This is a genomic window from Neobacillus sp. YX16, assembly GCF_030123505.1.
Lineage (GTDB): Bacteria > Bacillota > Bacilli > Bacillales > Cytobacillaceae > Neobacillus.
The window spans coordinates 3,207,829-3,220,251 of sequence record NZ_CP126115.1; the positions used below are offsets into that span (position 1 = coordinate 3,207,829).

General features: G+C 39.3%; 12 protein-coding genes. All 12 read left to right on the forward strand.

The window, feature by feature from the left end:
- Nucleotides 1-126 precede the first annotated feature (126 nt).
- On the forward strand, nt 127-609 hold the full coding sequence (locus QNH48_RS15530) for an RrF2 family transcriptional regulator (protein ID WP_283950991.1): 483 nt from the start codon (nt 127-129) through the stop codon (nt 607-609).
- The gene (locus QNH48_RS15535) at nt 593-766 is read left to right on the forward strand and encodes a YezD family protein (RefSeq protein WP_133368252.1); all 174 of its coding nucleotides are present in this window, start codon (nt 593-595) and stop codon (nt 764-766) included. Before QNH48_RS15530 ends, QNH48_RS15535 begins: the two co-directional genes overlap by 17 nt.
- A 124-nt stretch (nt 767-890) precedes the next feature.
- Nucleotides 891-1,949, forward strand: a complete 1,059-nt coding sequence (locus tag QNH48_RS15540) for a sulfate ABC transporter substrate-binding protein (protein ID WP_283950992.1) — start codon at nt 891-893, stop codon at nt 1,947-1,949.
- Between the two features lie 20 nt (nt 1,950-1,969).
- Nucleotides 1,970-2,806, forward strand: a complete 837-nt coding sequence (gene cysT / locus QNH48_RS15545) for a sulfate ABC transporter permease subunit CysT (RefSeq protein ID WP_283950993.1) — start codon at nt 1,970-1,972, stop codon at nt 2,804-2,806.
- A 15-nt stretch (nt 2,807-2,821) separates the two neighbouring features.
- Nucleotides 2,822-3,676 carry a sulfate ABC transporter permease subunit CysW gene (gene cysW / locus QNH48_RS15550; RefSeq protein WP_481858421.1) on the forward strand — a complete coding sequence of 285 codons (855 nt, stop codon included), beginning with the start codon at nt 2,822-2,824 and terminating at the stop codon, nt 3,674-3,676.
- A 53-nt stretch (nt 3,677-3,729) separates the two neighbouring features.
- Complete coding sequence (locus QNH48_RS15555; protein ID WP_283950994.1) at nt 3,730-4,803, forward strand: sulfate/molybdate ABC transporter ATP-binding protein; 1,074 nt, start codon at nt 3,730-3,732, stop codon at nt 4,801-4,803.
- A 179-nt stretch (nt 4,804-4,982) separates the two neighbouring features.
- Nucleotides 4,983-6,176 carry a MalY/PatB family protein gene (locus QNH48_RS15560; RefSeq protein ID WP_283950995.1) on the forward strand — a complete coding sequence of 398 codons (1,194 nt, stop codon included), beginning with the start codon at nt 4,983-4,985 and terminating at the stop codon, nt 6,174-6,176.
- A gap of 125 nt (nt 6,177-6,301) precedes the next feature.
- Nucleotides 6,302-7,084, forward strand: a complete 783-nt coding sequence (locus QNH48_RS15565) for an NAD-dependent protein deacylase (protein ID WP_283950996.1) — start codon at nt 6,302-6,304, stop codon at nt 7,082-7,084.
- A gap of 215 nt (nt 7,085-7,299) precedes the next feature.
- Complete coding sequence (locus tag QNH48_RS15570; protein WP_283950997.1) at nt 7,300-8,112, forward strand: enoyl-CoA hydratase/isomerase family protein; 813 nt, start codon at nt 7,300-7,302, stop codon at nt 8,110-8,112.
- A 161-nt stretch (nt 8,113-8,273) separates the two neighbouring features.
- Nucleotides 8,274-9,605 (forward strand): FAD-binding oxidoreductase, encoded by a 1,332-nt coding sequence (locus tag QNH48_RS15575; protein WP_283955787.1) that lies wholly within the window; start codon nt 8,274-8,276, stop codon nt 9,603-9,605.
- 1 nt (nt 9,606) lies between these two features.
- On the forward strand, nt 9,607-10,962 hold the full coding sequence (locus QNH48_RS15580) for a (Fe-S)-binding protein (RefSeq protein ID WP_283950998.1): 1,356 nt from the start codon (nt 9,607-9,609) through the stop codon (nt 10,960-10,962).
- A complete protein-coding gene (locus QNH48_RS15585; RefSeq protein WP_481858498.1) occupies nt 10,943-12,388 on the forward strand; it encodes an FAD-linked oxidase C-terminal domain-containing protein in 1,446 nt (481 codons plus the stop codon). Before QNH48_RS15580 ends, QNH48_RS15585 begins: the two co-directional genes overlap by 20 nt.
- Nucleotides 12,389-12,423: the final 35 nt, after the last annotated feature.

Genomic DNA, 12,423 nt, shown 5'->3' on the forward strand with positions numbered 1-12,423 from the left:
TATTGAGTTAATCGGAATTAAAACAAAACAGTTTATCCCATTTCCATATTGATTCCAAAACCACTATGGAACATTTTTATCAGTGAATGTTGACCAAATTACTCAACATTAAAGAGGAGGTTTGAAATGAAGGTATCAAGCAGGGGTGAATACGCACTAAGAGCATTAATCTTGCTAGGAAACTATAAAGGAAAAGTACTCAGCATTCAGGAAATTTCTGAAAAAACCCTTGTTAGTATTAACTACCTGGAACAAATCCTTCTTCAATTAAAAAAACTTGGGTATGTAGTCAGTAAACGTGGTGCAAAGGGTGGCTACTTACTCTATGGAGAACCAACAGATATTAATATTGGTGAAGTAATCCGTGATCTAGAGGGACCTTTGTCTCCAATGAGCTGTGCCTCTATTACTAAATACGAACCATGTCCTTTAGAGGGGGGATGTCAACTAAAGCCGTTGTGGTCTTTAGTTCGAGATACAATTGCTTTTGTCTTAGAACGAACAACACTGGAAGATTTACTGACAAACCAAATTTCAAAGCTGGAAGGAGAGGATTTTGTTGTCGTTAAAAGGACGTCTAGATCAACAAGTGATGGAAAAAATAGCTAGTTTGCTAGAGGGTTTGGAATTTGGAACGGTTCAGATTACGGTTCATGATTCACAAATCACGCAAATTGATCGCTTAGAGAAGCATCGGCTTCCCGTACAGAATAAAACGAGTGTAACTTCATTTCCAAACAAAACAAAAAGCAGGCTGGAAAAATGAATAATTGCCGATCGGACAGCCGAAGGCCCTTTAGTTTCTTGTACATGTGCTATGTACGCGTATTTACTAATGGGGCTTTTTTTATTGGAAAAAGCCTACAAAAAAAGTAGAGGGGTCAAATAAAATGATGAAAAAAACTTGGTTAACGCTATTATTCTTAACTTTACTCTTATGGGCTGCGGGATGCTCGAATCAAAGTGCAACAACTGAGAAAGAAACTGAAGCATCAGGGACTGAAGAATCAGTTAAAAAAGAAATTGAACTTTTAAATGTATCATACGATCCAACAAGAGAATTTTATGAAGAATTCAACGCAAGCTTTGCAGCCTATTGGGAAAAAGAAAAAGGACAAAAAGTTACCATTAACCAATCACATGGAGGTTCGGGTAAGCAATCCCGCTCCGTCATTGATGGTCTTGAAGCGGATATCGTGACGTTGGCACTAGCCTATGATATCGATGTAATCGCTGAAGCAGGGAAGTTTCCAGAGAATTGGCAGGAAAGACTAGATAATAACAGCTCACCATACACATCAACGATTGTATTTCTTGTTAGAAAAGGCAACCCAAAAGGCATTAAAGACTGGGATGATCTCGTGAAAACAGATATATCTGTAATCACCCCAAATCCTAAAACATCTGGCGGTGCGAGATGGAATTACCTTGCTGCCTGGGGATATGCCTTAGAACAGAATAACGGAGACGAAGCGAAGGCTAAAGAGTTTGTAACCAAACTGTTTAAAAATGTACCTGTTCTAGATTCTGGTGCACGCGGCTCTACAACTACTTTCGTCGAAAGAGGAATTGGGGATGTATTAATTGCATGGGAAAATGAAGCATTCTTAGCTTTAAATGAGTTAGGTAAAGATGAATTTGAAATTGTCGTCCCTTCCATCAGTATTCTAGCTGAACCGCCTGTTACGGTTGTGGATGAAAATGCTAAGAAACATGAAACAGAGGAAGTCGCAAAAGCATATTTAGATTATTTGTATACAGAGGAAGGACAGGAAATTGCCGCTAAGAACTATTACCGCCCACGTTCTGAAGAGGTAGCCAAAAAGTATGCTGATCAGTTCCCAGAAATTAACCTATTTACCATTGATGAGGTTTTTGATGGATGGAAAAATGCGCAAAAGACACATTTTGACGATGGCGGAGTCTTTGATGAGATATACAAACCGTAAAGTTAAAGGAGAGTTTCAACGTGGTTACTAAAAGAAAGCAACATCGTGTTTTGCCGGGATTTGGTCTATCTATGGGGTACACACTGATTTATCTAAGTCTAATCATTTTGATTCCGATTGCCGTCCTATTTTTAAAAGCAACGACAATCAGCCTCGCAGAATTTTGGGAGACCGTAACCGATGAACGAGTAGTTGCTTCCTATAAATTAACGATTTATACATCGTTTATTGCTGCATTTGTAAATGCAATATTTGGGACGCTGATCGCCTGGGTATTGGTAAGATACGAGTTTTATGGAAAACGAATCATTGACGCGTTAGTCGATTTGCCTTTTGCTTTACCAACTGCGGTTGCGGGTATCGCCCTTACCACCATTTATGCACCAAATGGCTGGATCGGGCAATACTTTGAATCCATCGGGATAAAGGTAGCTTATACACCACTCGGTATCATGATTGCCTTAACGTTTATCGGACTTCCCTTTGTCGTCCGGTCTGTCCAGCCAGTATTGCAGGATTTGGACCAGCAATATGAGGAGGCTGCTGCTACACTTGGAGCAAATCCTCTGCAAATCTTTGTCAAAATTATTTTTCCAGCCATATTCCCAGCCATCTTAACAGGCTTTGCCCTTGCGTTTGCAAGGGCTTTGGGCGAATATGGTTCCGTTGTTTTCATATCAGGGAATATGCCTATGAAAACAGAGATTGTCCCATTGCTAATTATTACGAAATTAGAGCAATTCAATTATGCCGGCGCAGCTGCTATCGCCGTTGTGATGCTTGTATTTTCATTCGTTCTATTATTCTTAATCAATTTCTGGCAATGGAAAACAACAAAAAAATATCAAGTGAGCTAGAGGAGATAGGGGAATATGATGGTTCGAGAAACAACCCTTCATGTGAAAAATGTAAAAGCAAATTCCGAGCCTGGCTTAATAATAAAATGGCTGTTAATCACTATTGCACTAGGCTTCTTAGGAATATTTATTCTCGTCCCGTTAATTGCTGTTTTCACGGAAGCACTGAATAAAGGAATTCAGTTATACTTCGCATCTTTGACAGAGCGTGATGCCTTGTCTGCGATTAAATTAACTTTAATTACAGCTGTGATTACGATACCTGCTAACACAATATTCGGGGTGATAGCGGCCTGGGTAATAGCAAAGTTTGATTTCCGAGGTAAGAATATATTAATCACTTTAATTGACATTCCTTTTGCCGTTTCGCCTGTTATAGCCGGACTCGTTTTTGTTCTGTTGTTCGGCTCGCAAGGCGTATTGGGTCCGTTTTTAGAGGCAAATAATATTAAGATTATTTTTGGAGTACCTGGAATTATTCTAGCAACTATTTTTGTTACCTTTCCATTTGTCGTAAGAGAATTGCTGCCAATCATGCAAGAACAAGGAACCGAAGAGGAACAAGCTGCGATTACTCTCGGGGCAAACGGCTGGCAAATGTTCTTTCGTGTTACTTTACCCAACATTAAATGGGGCTTGCTGTATGGTGTTATTCTTTGTAATGCACGTGCTATGGGTGAATTTGGAGCAGTTTCAGTTGTTTCCGGGCACATTAGAGGATTAACCAATACCATTCCCCTCCATGTTGAAATATTGTATAACGAATACAATTTTACCGCAGCTTTTGCTGTGGCTTCCTTATTGGCATTGCTTGCCTTACTAACATTAATTTTAAAAAGTTTTGTGGAGTGGAAAACAAAAAAACACTAAAAGAGCACTTTCAAAGATAAATTTATTTGTCTTTATACTGGGGGATTGTTGAAATGGGGATTACAATCAAGGACGTGTCAAAGACATTTGGAACCTTTCAAGCCGTCAAAAATGTCAATCTTGAAATTCCAACAGGAGATTTTGTGGCCTTATTAGGGCCATCGGGTTCGGGTAAAACGACTCTCCTGCGACTCATTGCAGGGTTGGAGGGGTTGGATTCAGGAGGAATTTACTTCGATGACGTAGATTATACCTACAAAAGTATTAAAGAACGGAATGTAGGATTTGTTTTTCAAAATTATGCTTTGTTCAAGCATATGACTATTTTTGAAAATATTGCTTTTGGCTTAAAGGTAAGGCCGAGGAAAACACGTCCATCTAAAAATGAAATTGCCGAAAAAGTAAATGAATTATTGAAACTCGTTCAATTAGACCATCTTGCCAATCGCTATCCTTCACAGCTTTCAGGGGGACAGAGACAGCGGATTGCACTGGCGAGGGCTCTCGCAGTAGAACCGGAAGTCTTACTTCTAGACGAACCATTTGGTGCTCTAGATGCAAAGGTTCGTCAGGAACTTCGCCATTGGTTACGAGAAATTCATCAAAAGCTTAACATCACCACAGTATTTGTTACTCATGACCAGGAAGAGGCACTAGAAATGGCAGATACCGTTGTGGTAATGAATCTTGGTGAAATTGAACAAATTGGCTCTCCAGAAGAGGTTTATTCGAAACCTGAGAGCGCATTTGTTTATAGTTTCCTAGGAAGAGTCAACGAATTTCGGGATTCTGAAGGAGCAGGTGAGTCGGAGAGAATCAGTTATATAAGACCACATGAAATTGTTCTGCGTAAAATTTCACAAGGGGACAGCATCGTGTCAGAGGTTTCACACATCCATGTGATTGGATCAACCGTAAGAATCGAGTTAAGACGCCGTGATACAAATGATTTATTTGAGGCAGAAATGAATGTCGATCAGTATCAGAAAATGAGCCCAGTAAAAAAAGGAGATATCCTTTTTGCTGAATTTAAAAATATCGTTGTATTTGATAAAAATCCGGAAAATAAAATAACCCATTCAGGAAAAAGTGGTATTAGAAATGCTTTAAAAAGCAAATTAATATAGAAGGTAAAGGTGCTAGGAAATCCTGGCACTTATTTTTTTCTCTGAAATTGAGAGGAATCGTTATGATTGAAAAATACATATATTAAGCATAAATTAATAGTAAGAAGCTTTTTCAACGTGGAAACGAATCAAACTAAAGCGCATCGGTACATTAAATAACAAATGGAAGGGCTGATCACATGAAATATAACTTTGATGAGATTGTAAATCGTAGAGGGACCTACTCCATAAAATGGGATGGAGGCCAGATACTTAAAAATATGGGTTTTACTGAAAGATACGATGAAGACACGATTCCGTTATTTACAGCCGATATGGATTTACCTGTTCCCCAACCCTTAATAGAGGCATTACATAAAACCGTGGATCATCGAATTTTTGGTTATTCTGTATTTCCTGATGAGTATTTTGAAGCTGTACAGCATTGGTTTAAAAAGAGACATAATTGGGAGTTCCAAAAGGAAGAAATCGTTTATAGTCCAGGGACAGTTCATGCGTTAAATGTTGCAGTTCGGGCACTTACACAACCAGAAGACGGAGTGATTATCCAACGACCTGTATATCCTCCGTTTACATCCTCGATAAATGCCAATGGAAGAACGCTGTTAAATAATGCACTCATCGCTGATGAGGAAGGTTATTATTCCATAGATTTTGAAGATTTCGAAGCGAAAGCAAAAGATGAAAAAACAAAAATGTTTATTTTATGTAACCCACATAATCCAACAGGAAGAGTATTTAATGAAGATGAACTTAGAAAAATGGCTGCGATTTGTGTGGAAAATAATGTACTGATTATTGCGGATGAAATTCATGGAGATATCATTCGACGAGATCAGACTTTTACTCCAATCGCTAAAGTAGTTCCAGAACATAAAGATCATATCATTACGTTTACAGCGATTAATAAAACCTTTAATTTGGCTGGACTCCACTGTACGAATGTCATTATTACGAACCCAGAATTGCGAAAAACCTATTTTGGTGTAATGGGCATGCATTTACCATCACCCTTTACCGTTTCGGCTCTTCTTTCTGTTTACCATGATGGAGAAGATTGGCTTGAGCAGCTGAAAGAATATATTGATGGCACGATGGAGTGGGCAGTAGGGTATTTGGCAGAAAGGATGCCAAAAGTGAAGGTGCGAATTCCAGAGGGAACCTACATCATGTGGATGGATTTTAGTGCTTACGGAATTTCACCTGACGAAGTTCATGACCGGATCTATAACAAAGCAAATGTCTTATTAGAAGATGGGAAAATGTTCGGAGAAGAAGGTCTGCATCATCAACGGATATGTATTCCTTCACCTAGACCGATGATTAAAGAAGCCTTCGAGAGAATCGCTAGAGAGTTTGAAGACTTAAAATAGGTAAATTAGTTTTACTGGAGGATGGCAGAAAATACTGGCGGATAGCAATATGCTAGCAAGATGATAGCACGAATTACACAAGGTGATATATCTAAAAAAGCACTAAGTTTTATAGGAGTGTTGATATGGTGAGCAGTATGCTTCAAACCTGCACGAACCTTATAAAAAAAGCCCGAAACATTGTCGTCCTTACGGGTGCAGGAATTAGTACCGAATCAGGGATTAAGGATTTTCGTTCACAAACAGGAATTTATCAGATGGCACCTGAATATATCCTTTCACTCGATAATTTTTATCAAAACCCCAAGGGATTTTATCAGTTTGCGGTTGAGAATCTTTACCACCCTGAAGCACTCCCAAATAAGGGACATGAGGTCCTTACACAATGGGAAAACGAAGGAAAAGTTAGCAGCATTATCACGCAAAATATTGATGGGCTCCATCAAAAAGCGGGTTCCAAACAAGTGATTGAATTTCATGGGACCATGAAAACAGCTTCCTGTCAAAATTGCCAACATGTCTATTCAACTGAAGAAATGATCAACAGACGTAACAGCATGGATGACTTTTATATTTGTAACCATTGTCGTACTCTTACTGAAAAAGAAAGATATATCAAGCCCGATGTAGTCCTATTTGGAGATTCAGGTAAATGGTTTTCCATTGATGGTTTCAATGAAATCATAAACATCATCAACCAAGCGGATTGTCTTCTGGTGTTAGGAACAAGTTTGAAGGTGACTCCATTCTCCACATTTCCGCAATACAGGAGACAAGGTACTCCTTTGATTATTATCAATAAAGGTGACTCGCCCTATGACAGAGTTAAGGATTCCTACGTTATCCATAACTCTATCGGAGAAACATTGACAAAAATTAATAATAGCTTAAATCCACCAATTTATTAAAAGGTGGATTTTTTGTGTTTATTAAGGGGTATATCAATAATTTGCGCGACGTGTCTGAAAAGTAGGAATTATCGTAAAACTACTTCGACAATAGTTAATCCTGGTTATATACTATTAAGTAAGGAATGCCCAAGCAGGTTAATAAAAGTGAGCTTCTACAAGTGAAATTACTTCAAATAGTAACTGTGAAATTTTAGAACAAGGAGGAAATGCAAATGAGTGACTTAATTTTTTCAGTTGAAAATAATGTGGCAAAAATAACGCTTAATCGTCCAGAAAGTTTAAATGCTTTTAGTGTGGAAATGATTCAATTATGGATTGAGGCACTGGAAAATGTGAGAGATTCTAAGGAAGTAAGAGTTCTGGTTATTTCGGGCAATGGCCGGGGATTTTGTTCAGGTGGTGATATTAAATCGATGGCCAATGGAAATGGATTCTTACATAGTGACGGATCAGAGGACCTTTCTTCAACAGCTTTAGCACGTAAAGATTCACTATGGAAAAAAGTCCAAAGAATTCCTCTCCTTTTACAAGAGATTGATATTCCTGTCATTGCAGTAATACATGGATTTGCCTACGGGGCAGGTTTTGATATGACTCTAGCTTGTGATATCCGAATTGCAGCTGAAAACACAAAGATATCCGAAAGTTACCTAAATGTAGGAATCGTCCCTGGTGATGGAGCTGCTTGGTTTTTGCCTAGGTTAGTAGGGACAGATAGAGCATTGGAATTGCTATGGAATAGAACGGTGTTAACTGCTCAAGAAGCAAAAGCTATGGGGCTGATTACACATGTAGTTGAAGACGAGAGATTACAAGAGTTCGTGAATCAATATGTAGAAAGATTGGTAAGTGGCCCTCAGGCAGCAATGCGTTTTACCAAGAAGGCGGTATATCAAGGGTTAACAACGGATTTACGTACTTCCCTCGACATGATTTCTTCCGCAATGGGGATTGTTACTGAGCTGGATGATTACCAAGAAGGAGTTAATGCCGTTCTGGAAAAAAGAAAACCAACGTTCAATTGAAAATAAGATGCCGGGATAGTAGACGAATCCTGGCTTTTTTATGTGTTTAAATTTTCTAAATAGATTGACAATTATGCAGAGTGTAAATAAAATTAAAAGGGAAATGATAATGGAAGATTTTTCACAATAAAATAGAAACGTTGTTTGTTATTACGAAACAAATGGAGGTGAAGGAATTGATTATTGACGAAGGTCTGTCTGAAATAAAAGCATATTTTAAAGATTTACAGCAAATAGATGAAGACCAAAAACATCCACATGGGAATTCCGGAAGAATAAGAATTTATCCAAAAACAGAACAGGAAATTTCTTCTATTCTATCTTATGCAAATAGTAAGGGACTTTCTCTTTTCATCATGGGAAATGGGTCAAAAAGGGGTTATGGCGGGCTAATAGAAAAAGCAGACATTCTCTTGTCATTAGCTCAATATACTGGAATCGTTGAACATAATCCTGGTGATATGACATTAACGGTGAAATCGGGGACACCCTTCCAAGAAATTCAAAACTATTTAGCACCGTACAATCAAAAAATTCCACTGGATCCTTTCTATCCAAAACATGCCACTATTGGAGGAATCATTTCTGCCAATGATAGTGGACCAAAAAGAGTGGGGTACGGTTCAGCTAGGGATAATGTTATTGGTCTTAGAATGATCTACCCGGATGGAACACTTATCACATCTGGTGGAAAAGTGGTAAAAAACGTTGCCGGCTATGATATGAATAAATTATTTATCGGTGCAATGGGAACGCTTGGTGTCGTGTCCGAGGTGACAATGAAACTGCGGCCGATTCCAAAATATGAATCTATTCTTTTCGTATCCTTTCCTGAAAATAATCTAGAAGAGATTCAAGCCTTTGCAGTCAAGGTGCTTGATTCAATGATTGAACCCATCAGCCTCGAGATCCTAACCCCCTCCTTAGCTGGGAAATTGACAAACATTAATCAATATACATTGCTTATTTCGTTTGAAGATGTGAAAAGCTCAGTACACTACCAAGAAAATGTTATCAGGAGTTTTACACCTGAAAAAACTACACTTACTTCCCTATCACAAAAGGAAGCAAAATCCTTCTGGGATAAATTCTATCACCACCAACCTAATGGATTAACAAATTTACCTCCAACAGTAGCAGTACTCAAAATCGGTGTGACCAATATCGATGTCATAAAGATAATAAAAGAAGCAGAATTAATCGGTGATACTTGTCATGTTTCCATAGAAGCACATGGAGGTTTAGGAACAGGATTAACTCAAATGACAATTCGTGGTGCAAGTGATGATGTCGTTTCTGCTATAAAATTGATAAGAAATCAAGCTGTAGATCTTGGAGGATATGCAATAGTAAAGCATCTTCCATTCTCGCTTCGCAAGATTGTAAACGTTTGGGGAGATCAGACTGCATCCCATTTTCTTTTTGAGGGAATCAAACAAAAAATTGATCATAACCAAATCTTGAACCCAAGTCGTTTTGTCGGGGGGATTTAATGTGAGTGTAAAAGAAATACATGACCTTCCTTGCACATCTTCTCTAGGAAACTATTTATGGCGTGACCCTCCACAGGAGAGTAAGTGGGCTGATTGTGTTCATTGTGGTATGTGCTTGGAATCATGTCCTACATATGAACAAAGTGGTGAAGAGCAGCAATCTCCACGCGGCCGTGTTTATCTGATTAAAGCAGTGGCTGAGGGAAAGCTGAATGTGGATGAACATTTTGCGGAGCCCGTTTTTTCATGTTTAGATTGCCGTGCTTGTACGACTGCATGTCCTGTTGATATAGATGTTGGCGGTCTCATAGAGGAAGCACGAGGTCAAATCAGGCAAGCTATTCCTCTTAATGGATGGAAGGGAGCAGTGAATAAGTTCTTCCTCCACGGCGTGTTCCCCCATCATAATCGCTTACGGTCGCTCGGCGGTCTGTTACGATTTTATCAAAAAAGCGGTTTGCAAAAAGTGATCAGAAAAACAAATCTCATTCATATTATGCCGCAGCATTTAACGGATATGGAATCAATCATGCCGGAAGTAAAAGGGTCTGTACGTAAAAAATTCACTTCTGAAATAAAAGCTAAAGGTGAATCAAAGCATAAAGTGGCAATGCTGACTGGCTGTGTAATGGACGTTTTTTTTAGTGATATCAATGAGTCCACAATCAATGTACTCACTAGGAATGGAAATGATGTAAGTATCCCGAAAAACCAAACGTGCTGTGGTGCTTTGCATGTTCATGCCGGTGACAGAGAGATGGGTAGAAAGCTGGCGAAGCAGAATATTGAAGCTTTTGAGAATGAGGAAAAGGTGATTGTGAATGCCGCTGGCTGCGGGTGCATGATGAAGGAATATGCAGAGTTATTTCGTGATGAACCAGAATGGAAAGAACGTGCTGAAGAATTCGAAGAGAAGGTAGTGGATATTTCCAAATACTTGCATGACACTGGATATGAAAAGCCAAAGGCAATGATGAATACGCGCATCACCTATCATGACGCATGTCATTTAGCACATGGGCAAGGAATAAGAAAAGAACCCCGAGAAATACTCCTCGACATTCCAGGTGTAGAAATGGTTCAAATGCCTAATGCAGACCGATGTTGCGGAAGTGCGGGAATCTATAATATTACCAATCCTGAAATGGCAGATGCAGTGCTCAAAAGTAAAATGGAAAACGTACCAGAAGACGTTGAAATGATTTCGATGGGGAACCCAGGCTGCATGATGCAAATGGCTTTGGGTGTCCAAAAATACGGAAGAACTCAGAAGATTGTCCACACCGTACAGCTGCTCGATTGGGCTTATCTGAAAGAAGAAGAAGGGGATTTGAATGATGTCAGTCATAAAAATTGATTCCACTGACAAGCATATTATGAATCTCGCAGCAATCGTGGGTGGCACTCGTTCCATTTTGTATAAAAAAGTAGATTTGCTCGCATATGATTGCGATGGATTTACGATTCATAAGCATTTGCCAAAGGCTGTTGTCTTTCCGAAAAATACAGAGGAAGTATCCCAAATAGTTAAGTATTGCTCTGAAAACAAGCTGCCTTTTCTTGCCCGTGGTGCGGGAACAGGCTTAAGCGGTGGGGCAATTCCTATTAATGGTGAAGTAATCATCAGCATGGTTCGAATGAAAAAACTAATCAGTGTAGACCTTGAAAATAGGAGAGCGGTAGTTGAACCTGGCTTCATCAATCTGAAACTAACAAACTCCATTTCTGATAAGGGCTATTATTATGCCCCTGATCCTTCAAGTCAATATTGCTGCACAATTGGAGGGAATGTCGCAGAAAATGCAGGCGGGGCACATTGTCTGAAATATGGAGTAACAACTAATCATATTCTAGGTCTTGAAGTGGTGCTGCCAAATGGAGAGATTATCGAGATTGGCAGGAATGGAGTCTTGGATGAGCCTGGCTACGATTTACTCGGGCTATTAACTGGTTCAGAAGGGACGCTCGGAATTGTCACGAAAATTACCGTTCGAATTCTCAAAAGTCCAGAAGGAAAACAGACCGCTTTAGCTTATTTTGATAGGGTTGAAGATGGAAGTCAGGCTGTATCAGATATTATTTCAGCAGGTATTGTTCCGGCGGCACTGGAAATGATGGACAAAACAGCGATTGAGGCGGTGGAAGCAGCTGCATTTCCTGTCGGACATCCAAAGGATATTGAAGCGGTACTATTAATTGAAGTTGACGGAATCGCTGCAGGTATAGAAGAACAAATTAATAAAATCATAGAGGTTTGTAAAAAAAACAATGTCAGTGAGGTTCGAGCCGCTAAAGATGAGGAAGAAAGAGGACGGTGGTGGGCCAATCGTAAAACAGGCTTTGGGGCAATGGGTGCCATTTCTCCTGATTATTTAGTACAGGATGGGGTCATTCCTAGGAGCAAGCTGCCAGAAGTCCTGCGAAAAATCGCTCAAATAAGTGAAGAATCTGGACTGCGTATTGCCAATATTTTTCATGCTGGAGATGGAAATCTCCATCCGCTGGTTCTATTTGATGCTCGTAAGCCAGGAGAAATCGAAAAGGCCTTAGAAGCGGGAAGCCAATGTTTGAAAGCTTGTGCAGATGTTGGCGGCACGATAACAGGTGAGCATGGGGTAGGAATTGAAAAGCGTGAAGAAATGCGCTTTGTTTTTAATGAAGAGGAAATCCTTGCACAAACGAATATACGTGAAGTATTTAACCCTGATAATCTCTTGAATGCCGGGAAACTTTTTCCGACTCCAGGGCGTTGTGTAGAAATAAAAAAAGAAATGAAAGCGTAATGTTTGTTCATAAAAACGCTGTTTCGTAATAGTGA